At 39.3% G+C, this 22,394-nt stretch carries 22 protein-coding genes; 7 read left to right on the plus strand and 15 right to left on the minus strand.

Annotation, left to right across the window (positions count from 1 at the left end):
• Positions 1 to 435: 435 nt before the first annotated feature.
• Positions 436 to 687, minus strand: a complete 252-nt coding sequence (locus COJ96_RS17485) for a helix-turn-helix domain-containing protein (RefSeq protein ID WP_180230165.1) — start codon at positions 685 to 687, stop codon at positions 436 to 438.
• 370 nt (positions 688 to 1,057) lie between these two features.
• Between COJ96_RS17485 and COJ96_RS17490 the strand changes: the two genes are divergently transcribed.
• The 3 genes from COJ96_RS17490 to COJ96_RS17500 are packed head-to-tail and all read left to right on the plus strand — an operon-like array spanning position 1,058 to position 3,270.
• Positions 1,058 to 1,702: a tyrosine-type recombinase/integrase gene (locus tag COJ96_RS17490; protein WP_098575095.1), complete on the plus strand. Its 645-nt coding sequence runs from the start codon at positions 1,058 to 1,060 to the stop codon at positions 1,700 to 1,702.
• A gap of 26 nt (positions 1,703 to 1,728) precedes the next feature.
• Positions 1,729 to 1,962 (plus strand): helix-turn-helix domain-containing protein, encoded by a 234-nt coding sequence (locus COJ96_RS17495; protein ID WP_098575096.1) that lies wholly within the window; start codon positions 1,729 to 1,731, stop codon positions 1,960 to 1,962.
• 51 nt (positions 1,963 to 2,013) lie between these two features.
• Positions 2,014 to 3,270 carry a tyrosine-type recombinase/integrase gene (locus tag COJ96_RS17500; RefSeq protein WP_098575097.1) on the plus strand — a complete coding sequence of 419 codons (1,257 nt, stop codon included), beginning with the start codon at positions 2,014 to 2,016 and terminating at the stop codon, positions 3,268 to 3,270.
• A 176-nt stretch (positions 3,271 to 3,446) separates the two neighbouring features.
• Here COJ96_RS17500 and COJ96_RS17505 read toward each other — a convergent pair whose 3' ends face one another.
• Entirely contained in the window at positions 3,447 to 3,791 is a 345-nt protein-coding gene (locus COJ96_RS17505; RefSeq protein WP_098575098.1) for a topoisomerase, read from the minus strand.
• Positions 3,792 to 4,060: 269 nt separating this feature from the next.
• On the opposite strand from COJ96_RS17505, the gene COJ96_RS17510 reads away from it, so the two are divergent.
• A complete protein-coding gene (locus tag COJ96_RS17510; RefSeq protein ID WP_098575099.1) occupies positions 4,061 to 5,272 on the plus strand; it encodes a site-specific integrase in 1,212 nt (403 codons plus the stop codon).
• 82 nt (positions 5,273 to 5,354) lie between these two features.
• Here COJ96_RS17510 and groL read toward each other — a convergent pair whose 3' ends face one another.
• The gene (gene groL / locus COJ96_RS17515; protein ID WP_098575100.1) at positions 5,355 to 6,989 is read right to left on the minus strand and encodes a chaperonin GroEL; all 1,635 of its coding nucleotides are present in this window, start codon (positions 6,987 to 6,989) and stop codon (positions 5,355 to 5,357) included.
• 107 nt (positions 6,990 to 7,096) lie between these two features.
• Positions 7,097 to 7,384, minus strand: a complete 288-nt coding sequence (groES, locus tag COJ96_RS17520; RefSeq protein ID WP_026565252.1) for a co-chaperone GroES — start codon at positions 7,382 to 7,384, stop codon at positions 7,097 to 7,099.
• A gap of 375 nt (positions 7,385 to 7,759) precedes the next feature.
• Between groES and COJ96_RS17525 the strand changes: the two genes are divergently transcribed.
• Both COJ96_RS17525 and COJ96_RS17530 read left to right on the plus strand, forming a co-directional pair.
• Positions 7,760 to 8,482, plus strand: a complete 723-nt coding sequence (locus COJ96_RS17525) for a CPBP family intramembrane glutamic endopeptidase (protein WP_098575101.1) — start codon at positions 7,760 to 7,762, stop codon at positions 8,480 to 8,482.
• Positions 8,479 to 8,697, plus strand: coding sequence for a YdiK family protein (locus COJ96_RS17530; protein WP_098575102.1), 219 nt, complete (start codon positions 8,479 to 8,481; stop codon positions 8,695 to 8,697). Before COJ96_RS17525 ends, COJ96_RS17530 begins: the two co-directional genes overlap by 4 nt.
• Before the next feature lie 320 nt (positions 8,698 to 9,017).
• Here the strand turns inward: COJ96_RS17530 and COJ96_RS17535 are convergent, their stop codons facing one another.
• The 11 genes from COJ96_RS17535 to moaC all read right to left on the minus strand — a co-directional run bounded on the left by COJ96_RS17535 (position 9,018) and on the right by moaC (position 20,216).
• A complete protein-coding gene (locus COJ96_RS17535) occupies positions 9,018 to 10,532 on the minus strand; it encodes an MDR family MFS transporter (RefSeq protein WP_098575103.1) in 1,515 nt (504 codons plus the stop codon).
• Between the two features lie 13 nt (positions 10,533 to 10,545).
• Positions 10,546 to 11,259, minus strand: coding sequence for a cytoplasmic protein (locus COJ96_RS17540; protein ID WP_257148550.1), 714 nt, complete (start codon positions 11,257 to 11,259; stop codon positions 10,546 to 10,548).
• 17 nt (positions 11,260 to 11,276) lie between these two features.
• Entirely contained in the window at positions 11,277 to 11,999 is a 723-nt protein-coding gene (locus COJ96_RS17545; RefSeq protein WP_098575104.1) for a polymer-forming cytoskeletal protein, read from the minus strand.
• 12 nt (positions 12,000 to 12,011) lie between these two features.
• On the minus strand, positions 12,012 to 12,635 hold the full coding sequence (locus COJ96_RS17550) for a YhbD family protein (RefSeq protein ID WP_098575105.1): 624 nt from the start codon (positions 12,633 to 12,635) through the stop codon (positions 12,012 to 12,014).
• Between the two features lie 180 nt (positions 12,636 to 12,815).
• Complete coding sequence (locus COJ96_RS17555) at positions 12,816 to 14,030, minus strand: NAD(P)-dependent malic enzyme (RefSeq protein ID WP_098575106.1); 1,215 nt, start codon at positions 14,028 to 14,030, stop codon at positions 12,816 to 12,818.
• Positions 14,031 to 14,148: 118 nt separating this feature from the next.
• The gene (locus COJ96_RS17560) at positions 14,149 to 15,495 is read right to left on the minus strand and encodes a 2-hydroxycarboxylate transporter family protein (RefSeq protein ID WP_098575107.1); all 1,347 of its coding nucleotides are present in this window, start codon (positions 15,493 to 15,495) and stop codon (positions 14,149 to 14,151) included.
• 118 nt (positions 15,496 to 15,613) lie between these two features.
• Positions 15,614 to 16,321 carry a response regulator gene (locus COJ96_RS17565; RefSeq protein ID WP_098575108.1) on the minus strand — a complete coding sequence of 236 codons (708 nt, stop codon included), beginning with the start codon at positions 16,319 to 16,321 and terminating at the stop codon, positions 15,614 to 15,616.
• A 1-nt stretch (position 16,322) separates the two neighbouring features.
• Entirely contained in the window at positions 16,323 to 17,918 is a 1,596-nt protein-coding gene (gene dcuS, locus COJ96_RS17570) for a DcuS/MalK family sensor histidine kinase (protein ID WP_098575109.1), read from the minus strand.
• A 141-nt stretch (positions 17,919 to 18,059) separates the two neighbouring features.
• On the minus strand, positions 18,060 to 18,812 hold the full coding sequence (locus COJ96_RS17575) for a sulfite exporter TauE/SafE family protein (RefSeq protein WP_142333019.1): 753 nt from the start codon (positions 18,810 to 18,812) through the stop codon (positions 18,060 to 18,062).
• Between the two features lie 211 nt (positions 18,813 to 19,023).
• Complete coding sequence (locus tag COJ96_RS17580) at positions 19,024 to 19,683, minus strand: redox-sensing transcriptional repressor Rex (protein ID WP_098575110.1); 660 nt, start codon at positions 19,681 to 19,683, stop codon at positions 19,024 to 19,026.
• Between the two features lie 35 nt (positions 19,684 to 19,718).
• Positions 19,719 to 20,216, minus strand: coding sequence for a cyclic pyranopterin monophosphate synthase MoaC (gene moaC / locus COJ96_RS17585; RefSeq protein WP_098575111.1), 498 nt, complete (start codon positions 20,214 to 20,216; stop codon positions 19,719 to 19,721).
• A 177-nt stretch (positions 20,217 to 20,393) separates the two neighbouring features.
• On the opposite strand from moaC, the gene COJ96_RS17590 reads away from it, so the two are divergent.
• Positions 20,394 to 22,313, plus strand: coding sequence for an ABC transporter ATP-binding protein (locus COJ96_RS17590; protein ID WP_098575112.1), 1,920 nt, complete (start codon positions 20,394 to 20,396; stop codon positions 22,311 to 22,313).
• Positions 22,314 to 22,394: the final 81 nt, after the last annotated feature.

The following is a 22,394-nucleotide window of genomic DNA, read 5'->3' on the forward strand; positions in this document are numbered from 1 at the left end:
GTTTGAATACGGGCTTACTTTGCAAAACAGTGGTACAGCAAAAAGAACGAAAAACACCATTCAGGCCATTAATGGTCCAATGGTGTTTTTTCATTTTCATAGTATTTAACAAGTTCTTTAATCTTCTTTATTAATAGTGATATTCTTTGTTCTTCTACAGGATACTTGTTTGCTAATCGATCTAACGTTTTTAGGATAGATTGTTGTTCTTTTTTTGGTACATAAACCCTTCCAAACTTGTTATTCTTCGCAAAATTAATAAGCGTGACAAGATTCCCACTTTGACTACAATTAGAACACTGCCATTCAGAAGTTACACTGCTTATTATAGCCTTTCCCTCACAACCGATACATGCAAACTCAATTATCTTTAATCTCGAATGATATATATAATCTATCTTGTTAGTCTTAAAGAAAGACAGATATACATATTCCCTACCCATTCAACATCTGTTCCCATCTTGGTTTAACTTTAGCTATTCTCATGAATTCTTTAAAATCAGACCCCAGAACAATATATTTGTTTCCAAAATTGTAGCTTGGTAATTTACCAGTGCGACACCATCGCCTTACACTTTCTACATGCATGTTTACTAAAACTGCAATATCTTCTACATGAAGAACCGCATCATCCTGTACATCAAATATCTTATGAATTTCGATATTTGTAAATTCAGTATTGCTCATAATTATCCCCCTACCAGTAATATTCATTAGCATTTTAAACACAATAGACAACATTTATACCTCTCTACTAACTATTTGTTCTTTAAGCTATCAATTTAAGAGACTATATATAAAAAATAAAATTTAAAATCATATTTTTTTAAGAAAAAGTCTTCAAATATGAAAATGCAAAGATACAATGTATTCCGTAACAGAGAATAAAAATAAATGCAAGAGAAAACCGCGGAGGATACTTAGCCAATTACTCAACATGGGCTACGTGTAACTTATTTTGTTTATTCAACGTTCAGTTCAGATCGTTTAATTGTAATAGTTCAGGCTAGTTAATAAGCAATAATTAATTTTCAAAAAGACATTGGAGGTTTAAAACATGATAATTAAAAAATCGTTACGGTTTCAAGTTGTTTACGATGTAAGAAAAGATCAAAGCGGCAAGAGAATTCAAAAAGTACGAAGTTTCAATTCACTTGAAGATGCTAAGAAATTTGCAAAGACCCTAAAATCAGACTTTCGTAATACAGAGAACTTATCTTCTAGTCATGAAAAATGGAGCCAAGAAGAAGTGTCAAAGTTCCTTAATGCAGCCCAAAAGGAGGATAATAGCTTAATGTTTGAAATCCTACTGTATACAGATTTACGTATAAATGAACTATGCGCACTTTTTTGGTCTGATATAGATTTATGTGAATCAAAAATATCTATAAATAAGACTAGTGATAGTTTTAATAATAGAGAGGTTAATATTTATTCACTTCGTAATAAACGAATGGTTAGCATACCTAGCCATATTACCGAAAAACTTGCTATCTATAAACAACGAGGATACCAAGATAGGGTTCCCTTGATTGAAAATAATCAAAATGAACAGCTGCTGGTATTTACTAACAAGGTAGGAACTGCAATTAACCCACAGTCTTTAGAGTATCGCTTTAAAAGAATTGTAAAAAACGCAAATGTTAAGATGATCTCTTTCCGAGATTTTCGCTATTTCACACCCGAACATAATCAATATTAAACTTTAAATAATGGAGGTTTTATATAATGCCAAATACAAATAAACATACAACTTGGGACTCCTTGCCAGATACACTAACAGCACAGCATATTTCAGAGTTTCTTGGAATTTCGAGAAGACGAGTGTATGAGTTGTTCCAAATGAACGTGAAAGACGGCGGTATCCCTAACTTTAAAATCGGCAGTGTCACAAAAAGAGTAGATAAGGCAGATTTTAAACATTGGATCGCATTGAAAAAAGAAGAACAGTATCATGCATAAAGCATGAGAAATCATATAAAAACTATTTGAAAGAGAGGTTGAGAAATCACTATGAAAGGTAGTTATTTCAAACGAGGTTGCACTTGTGGAGAGGAATGCACTTGTGATAAGAAGTGGAGCTTTGTTATTGATGTAGGCAAGTATCTAAAACTAGGGAAAAGAAAGCAGATTTGGAGAGATAACTTTGAAACTAGAGAAGAAGCTGAAGCAGCAGCAGTAGCATTAATCGAGAAGATTAAACAAGGCAAATTTCATATCGAAACCGATATGCTTTTCAAGGAATACGCTGATGTATGGCTAGCGGAATACATTAAAGTTACCAATCCGAAACCGGGTAGTGTTCGAATTAGAAAATACGGGATCAATAAATTTCTACCTTACTTCAAAAATATTAAACTTAAAAACATTACAGAAGAAATGTATCAGAATGTATTAGATAATTTAAAAGTAAAAGGGAACAGGAATGGAAAGGGTCTTGGCAGAAGTACTCTTGAAACCATTCATGAAACCGGTAAACTGCTATTCGGGAAAGCTGTTAATAAAAAGTTGCTTAACGATAATCCAACGACAAATGCTTATATAATAAAAGATAATGTTAAAATCATCAATGAAGAAGAAGAAGATAAAAAAGATAAAAAAGAAATAATGGGACTTCCCAAATTTCTCGAATTAGAAGAACTTGCACACTTCCTAGATATTGTACGAGAAAAAGGGTTATATATGGATGACCTATTTTTCAATACTTTATCTTATACAGGTATGCGGGTCGGGGAACTAGTTGCTCTCAAGTGGAGAGATATTGATTTTGAAAAGCATACTATAAGTATCAACAAAACTTATTATAATCCAAAGAACAATACCACTAAGTATGTATTAGTTCAACCAAAGACAATAAAATCAAAGCGTGAAATTACTGTAGATCCAGAACTTATTGAGTTGTTTAAAAGTCACAAACAGAATCAAGATAAAATCATTTCCCACCTTGGAGAAAGCTACTTTAATAGGGATTTTATTTTTACAAATTTAAATCGTCATCCCGGATATCCGGTCTTAATCAAATTTGTGGAGATTAGAATGGCCAGATTAATAAAATTCAGTGGATTAAATTCAGAACTTACTCCGCATTCATTACGCCATACTCATACATCTCTTCTTGCTCAGGCGGGAGTGGAAGAAGATGAGATTATGGATCGTTTAGGTCATCAAGACGATGAAACGACCAAAAAGGTCTATCTCCATGTAACAAATCATAGAAGAAAGAATGCCTCTACAAAATTCAGCAATTTGTTACGAGGCTTTAGAAAGTAAGACCTTGAAGGCAACTATTTGCCTTTCAAGCTACATAGTCTTTTACACACTCCCAATTTCCTCCGCAATTTTTCTTTTTTATTTGGATAAATTTAAAATGTGGGGTTGTATAAAAAGTAGAAATCAAAGCAATCAATGTTGAAAACAATGGGAAACTGGAGTCCCTAATTCCCCATTTATTCTCCATGTTTCTTAAAATACGTTCTTGCTAAGTAATTTTCAATAAAATCCTTCACAAAGTTATCTTGCAACAAATTATATACTCTGTGTGAAGACTTTGAATACGAGAAGTGTTTTTCATCATTGTACCTTTGTTGGTGACTTAGCATCCACGCTTCTATATAACTTTCAGGTGTATCATACTCTAATGGATCCACTTCGTATGTTGCATTCTTTCCACCTATAATTCCATTAAAACTCTGTAGGTTGGTTTTCTTATCAAGTATTTGGCTGACCCTTTCTAGTGCAGCAGTTTCGTTTTCCTTTACATATTTTACAACTTCTCTTTTCTTCATTACCATAAACCATCCCTGCTCTCTATTTATTAATACCCAAAATTTATACTATAATGCCAATTTAAAAAACAAATAACCTTCTGGCCTATTTTTGCTTATTCTTTAAATGACCTGACTGGAATATTCTCACAATTATTATACCGAGAGATTATAGAATATGAAAAAAATTTCTTTCATTCTGTTTATTCTGTTTATACATAACGAATTATTTATTTCTGATCGGACATAATGAATATTTGTAACAAAACACATTGGAAAGCGAGGTTATTCAATGAATGAAAGGACATTTCTACAGACGGGGCTGTACGTGCAAGAAGAAAAATTGCTCGTGTGGCTCCAAATGGGCTTTTGTTGTTGATATCGGGATTGATCCCGTAACAGGTAAGCGAAAGCAAAAGACCAAAAGCGGTTTCGTAACCAAAAAGGAAGCAGAAGCAGCCGCTGCCGCTCTGATTCATGAACTGGAACAGGGGATCTTCATTGAAGAATCCTGCCAAACCTTTGCTGATTTTGCGAAGGAATGGCTACCCATTTACAGCGAAGCAAAAGATGTTAAGCCCGGTACCATTCGAGTGCGTCTTCACGAAATCGGAAAATTGCTTCCTTACTTTGGTCAGTTAAAGCTGAAGGATATTACTCCTAAACGATATCAAGAATGTTTAAATGATTTAAAAGACAAAGGACTTGCGGACAGCACGAGAGAAGGGATTCACCGTACTGGCAGGATGATTTTGCGTAAGGCATTGGAGTACGAACTCATAAAAAAAGACCCAACGGAGTTCGCCTATCTTAAAAAAGATAATAAAACCATTGAACAGCTAGAGGAAGAAGAAATTCCGAAATATCTTGAGAAAGAAGATCTTGCTCTGTTTTTAAAAACAGCTAAGGAACATGGCTTGGAACACGATTACTTGGCATTTCTCATTCTTTCCTATTCCGGTATTCGAGGTGGGGAGTTAATCGCGCTCAAGTGGAAGGATATTGATTTTGTGAATCACACCATCAGCATCACGAAAACGTGTTACAATCCAAGCAATAATGCGCTGAAATATCAACTAGTCACTCCAAAGACAAGGAAATCACGAAGGAAAATAATCGTGGACGAAGATGTTATAGAGGCGTTGAAGGAGCATAAAAAGGTTCAAGAGAAGGTCATTGAACGATTAGGAGAAGCTTATCATAACCAAGATTTTATCTTTGCTAGAATGCAACGACATCACGGCTATCCCATCGTCATCAAGAACATTCGAGATCGCATGAAGAGGCTGCTTAGAATCGCAGGTTTGAATGAAGATTTAACCCCGCACAGTCTAAGACACACTCATACATCCCTGCTTGCCGAAGCCCGTGTGTCACTCGAACAAATCATGGATCGCCTCGGCCATACCGATGATGATATCACGAAAAACGTGTACCTCCATGTCACCCAAGAAATGAAAAAAGAAGCCTCTCAAAAGTTCGGTGAACTGATGAGAAGCCTCCGTTAATTTCCTCAATGTTAGCAAAATGTTAGCAAACCACTCTCAACTTACTACAAAACCCAGTCATACCAAGGGTTTGAGGGGCAGATTACATCATGCCGCCCATTCCACCCATACCGCCCATGTCAGGCATACCCATGCCTTGGCCAGCTGGTTCTGGTTTGTCAGCAACAACTGCTTCAGTTGTTAAGAACATAGCTGCTACAGATGCTGCATTTTGTAATGCAGAACGAGTTACTTTAGTTGGGTCAACGATACCAGCTTGAATCATGTTTACCCATTCGCCGTTTGCAGCGTTGAAACCAGTGCCGATTTCTTCGCGCTTTAAGCGGTCAACGATAACAGATCCTTCAAGGCCAGCGTTGTGAGCGATTGTGCGGACAGGCTCTTCCATCGCACGTAATACGATGTTGATACCAGTTGCTACGTCGCCTTCAGCTTGGATTTCAGCTACTTTGCTGTATACGTTAAGAAGGGCTACACCACCACCGGATACGATACCTTCTTCAACTGCAGCACGAGTTGAGTTTAAAGCATCTTCGATACGAAGTTTGCGCTCTTTTAATTCAGTTTCAGTTGCAGCACCAACTTTGATTACTGCTACACCGCCAGCTAATTTAGCTAAACGCTCTTGTAATTTTTCACGGTCAAATTCAGAAGTAGTTTCTTCTAATTGAACACGGATTTGGTTCACACGAGCTGCGATTTCAGCAGAATCTCCTGCGCCTTCAACGATTGTTGTATTTTCTTTTGTAACAACAACTTTAGCTGCACGGCCTAAAGAGCTGATTTGAGTAGTTTTAAGTTCACGGCCTAATTCTTCAGTAATAACTTCCCCGCCAGTTAATGCAGCGATATCTTCAAGCATTGCTTTACGACGATCACCAAAGCCAGGAGCTTTAACAGCAACCGCATTGAATGTTCCGCGAAGTTTGTTCACTACTAAAGTAGAAAGTGCTTCACCTTCAACATCTTCAGCAACTAACAATAATGGCTTGCCTTGTTGTACAACTTGCTCAAGAACTGGAAGGATTTCTTGAATGCTAGAAATCTTCTTATCAGTGATTAAGATATATGGATTTTCTAAAACAGCTTCCATTTTGTCTGTATTAGTTACCATGTAAGCAGAAGTATAACCACGGTCAAATTGCATACCTTCTACTACATCTAATTCAGTTGTGAAACCTTTAGATTCTTCAATTGTGATAACGCCATCGTTGCCAACGCGCTCCATTGCTTCAGCAATTAATTGTCCAACTTCTTCGTCAGCAGCAGAGATAGCAGCAACTTGTGCGATTGACTCTTTGTTTTCGATTGGTTTAGAAATTGCTTTTAATTCTTGTACAGCAGTTGCAACAGCTTTTTCGATCCCTTTACGGATACCCATTGGGTTCGCACCAGCAGTTACGTTCTTTAAGCCTTCACGAATCATCGCTTGAGCTAGAACAGTTGCAGTTGTTGTACCGTCACCAGCAACATCGTTAGTTTTGCTTGCTACTTCAGCAACAAGTTTTGCACCCATGTTTTCGAATGCATCTTCTAATTCGATTTCTTTTGCAATCGTTACACCGTCATTTGTGATTAATGGTGAACCAAATTTTTTCTCAAGAACCACGTTGCGTCCTTTAGGTCCAAGAGTAACTTTTACTGCATTTGCAAGGGCATCAACACCACTTAGCATTTTGCGGCGTGCATCTTCACTAAACATAATCTCTTTAGCCATTGTTTAAAAACCTCCTCATATTGTTTAACTGTTTATGGTAAACTTATCTATTTGTCAGGCTCGAGCGCCCTCGTACTAGTAATTTAAGGACGCTGCACTTTTTCTAATTAAGCACCAACGACTGCAAGAATATCAGATTCGCGCAGGATTAAGTATTCAGTACCTTGATATTTAACTTCTGTACCGCCGTATTTTGAGAAGATGATACGATCACCTACAGAAACTTCAAGTGCTACACGCTCTCCGCTTTCAAGTACGCGGCCAGTACCAACGGCAACAACTTTTCCTTCTTGAGGCTTTTCTTTCGCTGAATCCGGTAATACGATCCCGCTTGCAGTTTTTTCTTCTGATTCAACAAGCTCAATGATAATACGATCACCTAATGGTCTTAACAAATCAAACAACCTCCTCAAAGATATATGTAATTCTGACTTATTAGCACTCTCGTTTAATGAGTGCTAACACAATTATTATAATAATGAATCTCAAAATCTTTTGCAAGTATGAAGCATAAAATTTTACAAAAAAAAATAGAAAAGCGGAAGCGTTTAACCATTCCTTCAGACAACCTTATAAAGTATGGGAAAAACACGATATTCTATACCTATTTTTTAAAAGTATTTCTAAATTGAAACAATCCTGGTTTTAAGAGTAGAATGAAGAATAGTATAGATTAAGGTATGAGCGATTTTGGCATCTTTGAAAATGAATGATTATAAATAACCTAATCGGCAAAATTATTAAAATGGAATCTAAAGGGGACTAGATATTTGAAACGAGAATATTGGATAATCTTAGTTGTTTACATCGCAATGCAATTTTCAAGTTTAATCGGTGTACCACTCTTTTTGTATGGCTTTAAATACTTGGGGATTAACCAAAGCCTTGCGGTTCCGTCATGGCTCCTCGCAAGTTTTACGATTGCCTTATTAATTATTGTTTTTATGCTTCGAAAGGAAATGAACGATCGCAGCTATAGAAAGAATGGTGGTTCATTCGGTATTTCGGTGGTATGGGCCATTGCCGGCATTTTCCTTGCCCTATTTTCCCAATACGTTGCGGCATTCATTGAGAACCTATTAGGGGTGGAAATGGGCTCTGAAAATACAAAAGATATTCTAAAGATTATCGAGGCCTTTCCCTTGGCGATCATTGTTACGAGTATCATTGGCCCCATCTTAGAAGAAATTGTTTTTCGTAAAATCATTTTCGGGTCGCTTCACAATCGATATAACTTTTTTATCTCTGCACTTATTAGTTCGGTCATTTTTGCTGCAGCACATATGGAATTTCAGCACATTTTGCTTTATTCGGCCATGGGCTTTACGTTTGCTTTTCTTTACGTTATTACTAAATCCATTTTCGTGCCAATATTTGCCCATGTTGCGATGAATACCATGGTTGTCTTGGTTCAATCTATATTTAAAGACGATATTGAACGACTGCAAAGACAAGCGGAGGCCGTTCAAAACTTTATCGGAGGATTTCTATGAGACGTTCACCCTTGTTTTCAGGATTGATTTACTTTCTCCTTGGCGGCTTATTTACTTACTTCGCCATTGATGATGTACAAAGTAACGGCTGGGGGTTTTTCAGCTACCTCCTCATTTTATTAGCCACCTTTGACTTTGGCTCAGGCCTAAAAATGGTCATCTTTCACATCAAATACAAAGATCAGTTAAAGAAAAAGAAGCAGAGAAAAAACTAAGGTGTCAGGCACCATGTGAATTCTTTTTTCACATGGTGCCTGACACCTTTTTACAATTCGCTGATTGGAAACTGAAATTCGCTGATTGGAAGTCCAAATTCGCCGATTAAACCCTCCTATTCGCTGATTAGACAAGTAAATTCGCCGATAGAACCAATGACAACATGAAAACCCCATAAAAGAACAAGCAAAAACTTTACTAATATCCAGGACCAATGCTCATAAGTAAGTCTCAAACCACTTATAGTTTGTTTATAACAAAAAAACTGACTCAAATAGGCTTTTTTCACCTAATTTGAATCAGTTATTTTTTCAAACAATTATTTCGACACTTGTTCCTTATTGATGACCATCCGCTCTTTCCCGAGGATAGAGATAAATAGGAAAGCAAGGCCGGCTGGGACGAGAGCCCATGTGAATGTGTGGACGATCGAACTTGAGAGCGCCTCCGTGATTTTATCGAGAATTGGTGCGGGAATTAATTTTCTTGCTTCCTCCGATAATAAGGCACGTGAATCCCCGAAACTTTGCCCCTTAGGCATCGGTCCCATTCCCGCAAAAGCATTTTCCAACCTTTCTTTAAGGTCACTTCGTTGAATCGTACCAAAAACGGTGATCCCAATCGTCATTCCTAAAGAACGGATAAAGTTACTTGTCGAGGTGGCAGAGCCCCTTTGTTCCATTCCAAACGGATGAATCGCAGCCATACTTAACACCGAAAAGGAGAAGCCGACCCCCATACCAATAATTATCATGTAAAGCGTCAACACGACTCTCTTTGTATCCGGTGAAATCGTGCTCAACAACAATAAGCCGCCAATCAATATTACTCCGGATATAAACATAATGTTTCTGTAACTCATCTTTGTCGTTAAGAAGCCGCCTGCTTGTGCAGTAACGACCGAACCAAGCATCATTGGCAATAAAATTAACCCTGAATTAGTAGCTGTTCCGCCATACACCCCTTGCACAAAGATCGGGATGTACACCGTAGCAGCCATGAATGCCGCACCATAAAATAAGCCAACAATCGTACTGCCTGCAAACAAGCGGTTCCTAAACATCGAAAAGGATATAATCGGATCCTTCGCTTTCGTCTCCACATATAAAAAGATCAAAAACAGAAGCCCGAATCCACCAAACAAACTCATGATCACCGTAGAATCCCATTCATATTTTTGTCCCCAAAGTTCAAGCGCAAACATTAAACAAACAACTGCTCCAACCAAGGTAACGGCTCCCGACCAATCAATAATTTGCTTTTTGTGAATGGGGGATTCCTTATAGGCAATGGTAATAAAAATCAGCGAAAGAATCCCTAGTGGCATGTTAATATAAAAAATCCAATGCCAGCTGATATAGTCTGTGATATACGCCCCAAGCAATGGCCCAAAAATACTCGATAAGCCAAAAACCGCTCCGAACAGTCCACCCATTTTTCCACGCTTTTCAGGAGGAAACAGGTCAAACATAATCGTAAAGGCAATCGGTACTAACGCTCCGCCGCCAATTCCCTGGATTGCCCGATAAATGCTTAATTGCGTGATCGTTTCAGCTGTTCCACACAATGCAGAACCTGCCATAAACAAGATCAATCCAAAAATAAAGAATCTTTTTCGCCCATACATATCCGATAATTTACCGAAAATCGGCATCCCTGCCATCTCAGCGACCATATAGGCGGAAACAACCCAGACAAAGCTTTCTAGTCCGCCAAGATCGCCTACAATTGTTCCCATCGCTGTAACGACAATTGTATTATCCATCGAGGCCATCAAAATACCTAGCAATAGCCCCGCAACCACTAGTCCTAACTTACTTTCCTTCGTCACCATCCACATTTCTCCCTTATATCTTTGTCGTCATTTTTACCGTTGCCTTTGAATCATGTGTGAAATCGTCCCTGTATTCCACCACTCCGATTTGGCAGCCAGGGCCAATTTTCACTTTGTTACCTCGGACAATTTCGGCTTTTGTATTTTCAAGATAAATGTCATCCCCTTCAATAACTCTCGCACTAAGGGACCCGATCTCCTTTCCAAAGGGCAGCAGTGTGTTACTCCTTTTTTTCACCGTGATTTTCCCGCCGCCGATTTCCTCGGCACTGCTTTGCCCGAAACGAAGACCCACCTTAATGGTATCCGCCGTTAGTAAGCCTTTAATCTCAAAACCGCCGCTCGAGTCAAACGTCTCATACTCCACATCACCATTCACCGCAATACTACCTTTAATGTTTGCCTCATCTCCCGTAAGACCTTCGCCGACTTCCAGCAATCCTAAAATCTTGATTTTTTTCATGTGAGCATTGCCGCCGACCATCATCGTCCCCATCACAAGTGTATCCTCGGCTTCCATATTCCTTTTGACTTCTGCTTCGCCAAAAACTTTTACCGAGCCTGTTTTAACATTTTCAGCGGCTTCACTTGTACCATATACATTGAAAGCCGAACATTCCACATCAGTCATAATGGTCCCTTCGCCGCGGATACTGATTTTTTCGTAACGGCCGCCAGGGTAGCTTCCCGATCCATTAATAATAAGATTTCCGTTCTTTTCCATCATCACTCTTTTCCCTCCTATTAAACCCGTCTGTTTTCAGTAACCACGGCCTTTTTATCCATCGAAAATTCCTCTGTATATTCAACGAGACCAATCTGACAATTGGGACCAATTGATACCTGGTTTCCACGTACGATTTTGGCAGTAGTATTTTCGAGTTCAATTTTGTCCCCTTCGATTAATTCCACTTCCAGCTGTGGTTTATAAAAGGGCTTAAGCAAATGACCGACTAAGGATGATCCCTTCTGCTTTACTGTGATCGTTTGCCCGCCAATTTCTTTTGCTTTACATTCTCCAAACATCTTTATGTCGATATGGTCAGCATTTAGAAGTCCGCCAATCGTAAACTGCGATTCTGCTTTAAAGATTTCCGCTTCACAATCCTCCCCGGCCGTAAAGGTGCCATGGATTTTGATTTCCTCACATTTAACCCTGCCGCCAACGGTGCTTTTACCATTCACCTTTAATTTTTCTACCGATAGGTTTTTGTCGATCCGTGCAGATCCATCAATCGATAGGTTTTGAGCTTCAAGATTCCCTCTGAACCTCCCATTCCCGTTCACCTTTACTTTCTCAGCAATAACATTGCCATTCAGGATACCTGAACCATTACAATCAAGTTCCATACATTCTAAATCGCTGTTAATCGTTCCTCTGCCATTTAATGTAACTATTCGGAACTGCCCCCCGTTGGATGCACCGAAGCCATTAATCACCAAGTCTCCTCTGCTTTTCGTATCCATCGTCAGTCTCCTTTATAATAATTTCGCTTTAATCTCTTCCATGCACTTCATCAGTGAAAGGACAGTGACTACCTTCGTACCACGTTCAAAGTGAAATTCTTCTGCATTTACGAGTAATAGACATGATGACATTCCCAACTTTCGGGTAATCACTAACTCACAGCTTTTTTGCTTAATTAATGCTGTATGGTCCTTTAACACCTGCAAGACCATTTTCCCTTCCTCTAGGTTTATTTCTCCCGATTGAAGCAATTTGTCTAAAACAAACACTTCAAGCATCCTTGTAAAATTAAATTCCAAACTACCGTTTTCCTGTTCTAAGTAAAAATCGACAACCGCTGTCGAAACAATGTTACGTTTTATTAATTCATCCTTGTTATAATTTAAGTTTGCTACATTAGGTGAGAACATATCTGCTAGTTCATCTAAGGATAAGTTTTCCTTCATTGTTTGGATTTTTTCGATTCTTTCAAGGATCTTCTCCTTAGGAAAAAATGTTTCTTGACCTGTAAACGTAGACTTGCGCACAAACCATTCTTCCGGGATTAAGTCCTTTCGTTTCCATCTATATAGCTGACCATAGGATATTCCTGCTAATTCTAATAGGTCTTTCTTTGAGATTAACTCCTCACTCATACTAAAAACCCCTTTCCATAAACAATGTAACATAACACTGTTACGCATGTAAAGTGCAAATGTAAATATTAGGCTGTCCTAATTATTTTCACCAAAAAAAGGCCCTTCACGTTGATTAACGTGAAAGACCTTATGAAACTTATTCACTTCTAACACCCACCAATGGGTTGAATTGGATTTCTAAATGATTTCTACTAGTTTTTTGCTACTTGTTCCTTTTCTAGCTACTCCCTCTTCAATGGCTGCGTTCGAAACGGCGGCGGCAACTCTTTCCCCTACACGTGAATCCAAGGCGTTTGGAATGATATACTGCGGTGAAAGTTCTTCATCCGATACAAGTCTTGAAATGGCGTAGGCGGCGGCAAGCTTCATCTCCTCTGTGATATCGGTCGCCCTTACATCAAGAGCTCCGCGGAAGATCCCTGGAAAAGCGAGTACATTATTTACCTGATTAGGATAATCAGAACGGCCTGTTCCAACTACTGCTGCACCGGCTGCTATAGCCTCCTCAGGATAGATTTCTGGTACCGGGTTTGCCATTGCAAAAACGATTGAATCTTTATTCATTGTTCCGACCATTTCCCCAGTTAAAGCCTTTGGCCCTGAGACTCCGATAAAAACATCAGTATCTTTAATAGCATCTTGTAAGGTGCCCTGTATCCCTCGCAGGTTTGTTTTCTCTGCTATTTCTGCCTGCCGATCGTTCATCCACATTTCACCTGGGCAAACAATCCCTTCCAAGCTTACTAACGTAATATCCTTAAAACCGGCAGTTAATAAAAGCTTGGCAATCGCAATCCCAGCAGAACCTGCGCCATTGATGACTACCTTTACCCTATAGATACTTTTCTTAACAATTCTAAGTGCATTTAAAAGGCCAGCCAGTACGACAATTGCTGTCCCATGCTGGTCATCATGAAACACAGGAATGTTTAATTCCTTTTTTAAGCGTTCTTCAATTTCAAAGCATCTTGGAGCAGCGATATCCTCCAAATTGATTCCGCCGAACGTTGGCTCTAATGCTTTGATGATATTGACTATTTCATCGACATTTTTTGTTCCCAAGCAGAGCGGATAAGCATCAATCCCTGCGAATTGTTTAAATAAAACTGCCTTCCCCTCCATTACCGGCATTGCTGCTTCGGGACCAATATCTCCTAACCCTAAGACCGCTGTTCCATCTGTGACAACAGCTACTAAATTACCACGCCCTGTATGCTCAAAAGAAGCCTCACTATTTTTGGCAATAATCTTACATGGCTCCGCTACACCTGGTGTATAGGCTAAACTTAAATCATCTGCATTGTTAACTTCTACCTTACTGACAATACTAATTTTCCCGGCAAGCTTTTTGTGAAGCAGCACGGCCTCTTCTTTGATCATTCTTTCATTCATTCCAACCTTCTCCTTTTGCTCCAACCTAAGTCTAGATGTTAATCTGGGTGACGAAAATCAAATCTATTATTTAAAAAGTCGAGCCGTGACAGATAGCCACAGCCCTTTTGAGGAATTACTAACTTAATAATTTCAGTAAAAGAATAGCCAATATAACGGTTGAGGCGCCGCCAATTCTTGTGGAAACTTGGGCAAATGGCATTAATGACATCCGATTAGATGCCGAAAGAATCGCGACATCCCCCGTACCTCCTAAACCACTATGACAGCCTGTAACAATTGCTGAGTCAACAGGATACATCTTCATCAATTTTCCTACAAAGTAACCCGTAGTAATCATTGCGACTACAACAGAAGCACAAACAACCGCATATCCAGGTGTTACGATCTTAACTACATCCTTAAGCGGAATATAAAGCATCCCTAAACCAACCATTAATGGCCATGTTAAACTTGATGATACAAATTTATATAAGTGATACGCACCTTGTTCCATTTTAGCTGGCATTATCTTAATACTTTTTACTACTGCTGCTGCAATAATCATTAACACTGGTCCAGGAATTCCAAGAAATTTATTTCCAAGTCCACCTAAGATAAAGAAACTACATGCTATTAACAATCCTGCACCCATAAGTGGGAAATCAACCGGCTTATCAATCGTTGCGGCTTCTGTGATTCCGTCGCCGCCTTTTGTTTTCACTAATACACCATTACCCGTAAGGTGTTTCTTTTTCTCACCTATGCGAGACAAAATACCAGCACAAACGATAGCGACAATATTCCCAATTACAGCGGCGGGGATCAACTGGCCAACAAATGTTTCTGAAGATTTTCCGAGAACCTCTGCATAGCCTAATGAAAGAGGCAAAATTCCTTCTCCGATGCCGCCACCGATTATTGGTACAACAATATAGAAAAGTGTGTGTTTCATATCATATCCAAAAAGCAAACCAACAAGGACCCCTACGATAACTGAAGCAATGGTCCCTAAAATAAGCGGGATAAACATTCGTGTGAAACCTTGAATTAAGACTCTCCGATTCATCCCAAGAATACTTCCGACTACTAAAACAGAGATATATAGATAAAGGAAATTTGATGTTTTCATTAATTGCGTAACCGCATTCATTCCAGTTGTGTTAATCACACTAAAATAGACTAATATAGATGGGACCAACAGTGCTAGAATTGCCGGACCGCCAATATCCTTCAAGACCGGAATCTTCATACCAAGGTCACCAAGTAAAATACCCATAACAATAATGATGGCAAAGCCGCCAATCATGTCAGCTGGAAGCAATTTATAGACAGCTGAAAAGTAGACAACAGCTGCGATAACGATATAAAGCGGCAGTGGAATAACCCCTATCTTCATACTGCCAATTTTACCTAAAAAACCTTTCTTTTCTTCCTTTTCCCCTGAAACAACCGTAAGCGGTTGCAATTTTCTAACTGGTTCCATAAATTCATCCCCCTATTAAATTTATGTTTCTATCATATTCCCGATTGAAACGCTTTCATAGTTTATGTAAATTTAATAAGATTTTTGTAAATAAAAAAAGTAAGCAGTTTTCGGCTGCTTACAAAAAGGCTTTGATTAGATGTTCTTTCATTTGATTATATTCATGCTGGTATACAGGTCTGCCGACGGTACCGTAAATTACCTTCACATCAAGAATTCCGATTTCCTTTAAAAAGTTTAAATACTTACGAACCGATACCCGAGAAATGCCGACCACCTTTACAACGTCCTCTGTTGAAAACGGAGCATTTTTTAATTCCTGAATGGCTTCCCAAATTTGTTTTAAGGTGTCTTTTGTCAATCCTTTCGGGAGGTCTTCGATAAGAGACTTTTCCTCTCGGTGCAGGATCTGCTGGTCCAGTACGTCTTGATTAATTACATGTTGTGTCTGAATAATCTCTGTTTGGTTCTTATAGTCAACTAACGCTCTGCTAAATCGGTCAAATTCAAAAGGTTTAATTAAATAATCTACAGCTCCGTACCTCAAGGCCTTTTTAATCCGCTCCATGTCTGACGCTGCTGAAATAATAATTACATCGGTCTCTTTCTCATTTTCGCGGAGGTAGGTTAACAGCTCTAAACCTAGTTTCCCCGGCATAAATATATCAAGCAAGATCAGATCGATTTCTAGCTTTTCCAATTTCATAATCGCCTCATCTACAGATGCAGCCATTGCCATCAATTTAAATCCAGGGACCTGCTCAAGATAGCGTTTATTGAATTCAGCCACCATTGGATCGTCATCAACGATCATCACTCGGATCATTTCAGTCCCCCTCCCCATCATATGGTATATACACGGCGAAAACGGTCCCTTTTTCAGGTTTTGATGATAGAATTAAATCCCCGTCCAACTTTTTAACCGCCTGCGAAACGAGATACAATCCTAATCCTCTATTTTCGCCTTTTGTGGAGAATCCTTTGTTGAAAATTTGGTTTTGTATTTCTTCACTCATCCCTTTTCCGGTATCTTTTACTTCAATTGTTAAAATATCATCTGCATAATCAAGGGAAACTGTTACTTTTTTGAGTGGACAACCGCTCACAGCCATAATCGCATTATCAATTAAATTACCTAAAATCGTAATCAGTTCATGTGTTATATCAGAATCCTCGGGTTGAGGAATTGGTTGTTCACACAAAACTGATAACTCTGTCCCCGATTCCCTTGCATAACTTAACTTTCCAATTAAAAAGCCTGCTAATACAGGGTCCTTTATTTTTTTGGTCACAAAGCCAATTTCGTTATTGCGATGATTAACCGTTTCATTGATGTATTCAACAACTTTTTCATAATACCCTGTATGGACCATCCCTAAAATAACATGAAGCTTATTCATATATTCATGTGCCTGGGCTCGAAGTGCATCGGCGTAAGTTCTCACTCCAGTCAGTTCTTCGGCGAGTACTTGTATTTCTGTTTTATCGCGAAAAGTTGCAATGGCCCCTACGACCTTATTCCCAACAATAACAGGGACTCGATTAGTTAAAATGGTCATTCCATTTAAATTCTGTTCTTCATCCAATTCAGCTTTACCCGTTTGTAAGAGATCTTTTAAGCGCGTGGTAGACAAATACCTTTCTATATTTACCCCCAGCGGATTATCCGGCAGTCCTGCCTTGTGAAACATCTTTAAAGCAGCTCGGTTGACAAGTGTTATCTTTGACTCTTGATCAACCGCGACAATTCCTTCTCTGACGGATTGAAGCATAGCGCTTCTTTCTTCTAATAATTTTGCGATCGCAAACGGCTCAAGCCCAAGTAAGATTTTTTTGATATATCTAGCTAAAATAACAGCCCCAAGAACACCGATTAATAGACCGATCAGGGTTCCAATATAGATCCCAGTTCGGCTCTTTTTGACGGCCTTTTCCACATTATCCAGCGAAATCCCAACGGCCACTGCCCCGATTTGTTTCCCTTTTTCGTCCTTAATGGGTGTAAAAGAGCGTAATGAAGGTCCCAGCGATCCCTTTGATATTGACGCATGCTCTCTTCCTTTTAAAACAGGTCCTTCATCTCCACCCCTGAATGGCAACCCTATTTTATTACTGTCGGGGTGGGATTTTCGAATGGCATTCATATCCATCACGACAATAAAGTAAACATTTGTAACTTTCCTCATTTCATTTGCATAGCTTTGAATGTCCTTTTCATCGCGTTTCCCACTCATCGCCTCAATCACAAGCGGACTATGTGCAACCATGCGAGCTACACTTCTTGCTTGCTCCGCCTGATTCTTTTCCGTCTCTGAAGCAATTCTGGAACTTATAAGTAAATCCGTTATCAACAGCGAAAAAGTAACCACTACACAAACGAATACAATAATCACTGATTTTAAACTCCATCTGCCCCTTCTCATATTTCCCTCCAGCTGTACCGGGTGTCAGGCACCATCTTGATGCACCCCTTGATGACAATGTAATCATTCAGGTAAGTAAAGTAAACGCAAAAAAGCTGCAAAGCTTGCTATGACAGAACTTTGCAGCATTAGAAGCTTTCTTTAACTTATCAGTAATATAGCTCCTGCTAAAATAGGGGTCAGGACCATCGCACTTTTTAAAACGGGCTGAGGTGCAAAGTCCGTAAACTTGGCCCCGACATAAGAACCAATCATGGTTCCTGCCACCACTTCAATTAACAATGGGAAGTTCAAGTATCCTTGAAAATAATAGCCAGCTCCCCCTGCTAAAGCGATGGGCAGAATAACAAGCATGGTTGTACCCACCGATTGTTTAAGCGTAAGTCCCAAGATTAAAAGCAGTCCGATTTGAATGAACGGTGCAGCACCAATCCCAAATGTCCCAGACATCAACCCGGTAACCAAACCGACTAGCGCTGCTTTCTTAATAAGAAGAAGGTTGCTTGGTTCGTCTTTTTTATAGTTTGCCTTAATTTTTTGAACAATAAACAATCGTACGACCAAGATCAAAGCGGATAGAAACAACATCCCTGCGGTTAACCAATGCAAGGAATGGATGGGAATCAAACCAGCTAGCTTTGAACCAAAATAGGAAGCAATCGACCCAAATCCTCCGACAATTAGACCCGTTTTAATCGAAATATTTCCTTGCCGAAAATGACTGTACGCACCTGACAAGGTAGTAAACACCATGGCAGCTAAAGATGTCCCTAAAGCGACATGGATGGGAACTCCAAAAACCACTGTTAAAATGGCAATAATAAAGCCAGAACCTCCTGCTCCGACAAATCCTAATAATACCCCAAGTACAAACATAGTCAGCACGATCGCCAACTTCATCCCCTCCAATTGCAAAAACCCTAGATGTCACTCTAGGGAATGTGTGATCTATAATCCCGATAGTAATCGCTTGCAAATAAACTACCTACATCTTAGTCCAGCCCTCAGTATTTTGATAGATTATGTAATTAAAAAAAGCAGGGTATGAAGCATACAAAAGAGCTCTCCACAAATGTTGTGAAAAGCTCTGCTCTTAACTAAATTACTATTCTTCTTCCTCTAATTCCACCGTCGGATAATGCTTTAAAAAATAAACAAGCGATTGCAGTTCCACTGCTAAGTCAATATGATGGACTCTAATTTGCGGGGGAACATTTAAGCGTGCTGGCGTAAAGTTTAATATTCCCTTTATATTTGCACTCACAAGTCGATCAGTAATCATCTGTGCAACTGGGGCTGGAACCGTTAATATCGCAACGGATATACCCCCCTCAGATAAAACCTTCTCCAATTCATCCATATGATAAACCGGGACCTCGCGAATTTTCGTTCCCATTTTTTCTGGATCCACATCAAAGGCACATTCTATTTTCGTGTTATTATTCTTTAAAAAATTATAGTTTAAAAATGCCGTGCCCAAATTCCCTACCCCTATTAAAGCAACCTTTGTTAATTCATCCTGGTCCAAGGTTTTACGAAAGAAGGAAATCAAATAATTGACATTATACCCATAACCTTTTTTTCCTAATGCTCCGAAATAAGAAAAATCGCGGCGAATCGTGGCTGAGTCGACCTTTACGGCTTCACTTAGTTCGGCTGATGAAACCCTTTGCTTACCGGAAGAATGCAGGTTTTTAAGAAATCGGTAATAAAGGGGCAGCCGTTTGGCTGTCGCCTGTGGTATTTTCATTGTTTCATTACTCATAATCTCCCACACCCCATGGATAATTTAGTTAAAAATCATTTAACTTTTTCGTTTCTCTTAAAATCACCATTTTTACCGCCTGTTTTTTCGACAAGATATGTAGGGCCAATCACCATACCTTTATCAACGGCTTTACACATATCATAAACCGTTAAAGCGCATGCTGACGCAGCTGTTAACGCTTCCATTTCTACACCTGTATTCCCCTTGGTTTTAACGGCTGCCGATATATTTAAGCGATAATTCTCTTCTGTGTCCTGCTCCCAGGAAAAAGATATATTAACCCCCGTTAAGGGGATCGGATGACACATCGGAATCAAATCCCACGTCTTCTTTGCTGCCATGACCGCAGCTACCTGTGCCACTGCTAAGACATCACCTTTTTTTATCGCGTGATTCGTAATTCTATCGTAAATTTCTTTCCTAACTGTAATACTGGAATGAGCAAGTGCCGTCCGTGCTGTTTCTGGCTTATCACTGACATCGACCATTTTTGCTCGGCCTTCTTCATTAAAATGCGTTAATTCTGCCATATAAATAATCCTCCCTTCAAATCATACACTATTTTTCCTTATCTGTCTGTGAAACTTTGAACGAAATTCAAGGTTTTTGCCGATTTAACACCTTCATCCACCTAATCTGCGCCTCAGTTTATTGCCGATATACGGGGAATAAGGTACACTAAACCTATGTAATAGAGGTGAAAAAGAATGATTTTGTTACAGGTTAATCAACTACAAAAATATTATGGTGCTGACCTAATTTTATCGAATATTAAATTAGAATTACAAACTCGAGACCGTGTGGCTCTAGTTGGTCGCAACGGGGCAGGAAAATCAACATTATTGAAGATTATTGCTGGCCACTTGTCACATGATGGCGGTGAAATCATCAAACCAAAAGAAGTAATGATTGGCTATTTAGCCCAAAATACTGGTTTAGAGTCCACTTTGTCGATATGGGACGAGATGTTGACTGTATTTGAACCGCTGCGTTTAATGGAAAAGTCACTTCGGGCCCTTGAAGAGCAAATGGCCGATCCTAATGTATTTGATGATACTGGAAGATACGAGAGAATCCTAAAAGAGTACGACCATCTTCAAGTGAAATTTAAGGAGCAGGGTGGATATCAATACGAGGCAGAGCTCCGTTCTGTACTCCATGGGTTAAATTTCCCTGATAAATCCTTGATGATATCAAGTTTAAGCGGCGGACAGAAAACGCGTCTTGCCCTTGGTAAACTGCTATTAACTAAGCCCGATATCTTAATATTGGACGAGCCGACCAACCATCTTGATATTGATACCCTGTCCTGGCTGGAGCAATATTTACAAAGTTATCACGGGGCCATTTTGATTGTTTCCCATGACCGCTATTTTTTAGATAAGGTGGTTACGCAGGTATATGAAGTCTCCCGTAAGCAAATCCAACGATTCACAGGCAACTATAGTGCCTACCTAGATCAAAAAGCGGCCAATTATGAGCGTGATTTAAAGCTTTTTGAAAAGCAACAGCAAGAGGTGGCAGATCTTCAGGATTTTATCAACCGGAATTTGGCACGTGCATCAACGACCAAACGAGCCCAAAGCCGCCGCAAAAAGTTAGAGAAGATGGAACTGATGGACCGCCCCTTAGGAGATGAAAAATCGGCAAACTTCTCGTTTGAAATTGAAAAACAAAGCGGCAATGACGTGTTAACGGTCGATTCCCTTGCTGTCGGTTATCAGGGCGAAAAGGTCTCAGAAGCCATTTCTTTTCGTGCCTATAAAGGAGAAAGCATTGCCTTAGTTGGCCCAAATGGAATTGGTAAATCAACCTTATTAAAAACAATTATTAAAAAGCTTCCTGCCCTAGACGGAACCATTCTCTATGGAACAAACCTTTCCATCGGATATTACGATCAGGAACAGGCTGAATTAACTTCCAATAAGCGTGTTTTGAATGAACTCTGGGATGATTACCCGTTAAAAAACGAAAAAGAGATTCGAACGGTTCTTGGTAATTTCTTATTTTCCGGTGATGATGTCTTAAAAATTGTCTCCACTTTAAGCGGTGGGGAGAAAGCTCGACTTGCTTTAGCTAAGCTGATGTTGGAAAAAGCCAATGTTCTAATTTTAGATGAGCCCACCAACCATTTGGATTTAGATAGCAAGGAAGTTCTTGAGAATGCATTAATCGATTACCCTGGCACAATTCTTTTTGTCTCCCATGACAGGTATTTTATTAACCGAATTGCCACAAAGGTCTTGGAACTGAGCCGCCATGGCAGTACAGAGTATTTAGGGGATTATGATTATTATGTAGAGAAGAAATTGGAGCAGGAGGAGCTTGCTGCCCTGGCGCTGGCGGATATTCAAAAAGGGTCTGCACAAATGGAAGCATTTGAGAAAAATACTTATCAACAGGATAAGGAAAGCAAGAAACAAGAACGTCAGCGAAAACGGAAATTAGAAGAAGTGGAACAAAGAATTGAAGAACTGGAAGAGCAAATTCAGGAATTCGAACAGCAGTTATGTGATCCAGATATCTTTCAAAATCATGAAAGAGTATTAGAAATCAACATAAAAAATGAAAAAGCCAAGGCTGAACTCGAGCAACTAATGGAAGCATGGGCGGAATTGGCAGAGTAAAAACCGAGCAGTGCTCGGTTTTTTCTTTTTGGCTGTGTTAAAAGATTAATGTTGATTTTGGCTCTGTTGATTGGAGTGGAA

This window comes from Bacillus sp. AFS073361 (assembly GCF_002567005.1).
In the GTDB taxonomy this organism is placed as follows: Bacteria; Bacillota; Bacilli; order Bacillales; family Cytobacillaceae; genus Neobacillus.

Bases quoted from the DNA above. Each gene is read 5' to 3' on its own strand.
- COJ96_RS17485 (WP_180230165.1), bottom strand. From the start codon at position 687: ATGAGCAATACTGAATTTACAAATATCGAAATTCATAAGATATTTGAT.
- COJ96_RS17490 (WP_098575095.1), top strand. From the start codon at position 1,058: ATGATAATTAAAAAATCGTTACGGTTTCAAGTTGTTTACGATGTAAGA.
- COJ96_RS17495 (WP_098575096.1), top strand. From the start codon at position 1,729: ATGCCAAATACAAATAAACATACAACTTGGGACTCCTTGCCAGATACA.
- COJ96_RS17500 (WP_098575097.1), top strand. From the start codon at position 2,014: ATGAAAGGTAGTTATTTCAAACGAGGTTGCACTTGTGGAGAGGAATGC.
- COJ96_RS17505 (WP_098575098.1), bottom strand. From the start codon at position 3,791: ATGGTAATGAAGAAAAGAGAAGTTGTAAAATATGTAAAGGAAAACGAA.
- COJ96_RS17510 (WP_098575099.1), top strand. From the start codon at position 4,061: ATGAAAGGACATTTCTACAGACGGGGCTGTACGTGCAAGAAGAAAAAT.
- groL (WP_098575100.1), bottom strand. From the start codon at position 6,989: ATGGCTAAAGAGATTATGTTTAGTGAAGATGCACGCCGCAAAATGCTA.
- COJ96_RS17530 (WP_098575102.1), top strand. From the start codon at position 8,479: ATGAGACGTTCACCCTTGTTTTCAGGATTGATTTACTTTCTCCTTGGC.
- COJ96_RS17535 (WP_098575103.1), bottom strand. From the start codon at position 10,532: ATGGTGACGAAGGAAAGTAAGTTAGGACTAGTGGTTGCGGGGCTATTG.
- COJ96_RS17540 (WP_257148550.1), bottom strand. From the start codon at position 11,259: ATGATGGAAAAGAACGGAAATCTTATTATTAATGGATCGGGAAGCTAC.
- COJ96_RS17545 (WP_098575104.1), bottom strand. From the start codon at position 11,999: ATGGATACGAAAAGCAGAGGAGACTTGGTGATTAATGGCTTCGGTGCA.
- COJ96_RS17550 (WP_098575105.1), bottom strand. From the start codon at position 12,635: ATGAGTGAGGAGTTAATCTCAAAGAAAGACCTATTAGAATTAGCAGGA.
- COJ96_RS17555 (WP_098575106.1), bottom strand. From the start codon at position 14,030: ATGAATGAAAGAATGATCAAAGAAGAGGCCGTGCTGCTTCACAAAAAG.
- COJ96_RS17560 (WP_098575107.1), bottom strand. From the start codon at position 15,495: ATGGAACCAGTTAGAAAATTGCAACCGCTTACGGTTGTTTCAGGGGAA.
- COJ96_RS17565 (WP_098575108.1), bottom strand. From the start codon at position 16,321: ATGATCCGAGTGATGATCGTTGATGACGATCCAATGGTGGCTGAATTC.
- dcuS (WP_098575109.1), bottom strand. From the start codon at position 17,918: ATGAGAAGGGGCAGATGGAGTTTAAAATCAGTGATTATTGTATTCGTT.
- COJ96_RS17580 (WP_098575110.1), bottom strand. From the start codon at position 19,683: ATGAGTAATGAAACAATGAAAATACCACAGGCGACAGCCAAACGGCTG.
- moaC (WP_098575111.1), bottom strand. From the start codon at position 20,216: ATGGCAGAATTAACGCATTTTAATGAAGAAGGCCGAGCAAAAATGGTC.
- COJ96_RS17590 (WP_098575112.1), top strand. From the start codon at position 20,394: ATGATTTTGTTACAGGTTAATCAACTACAAAAATATTATGGTGCTGAC.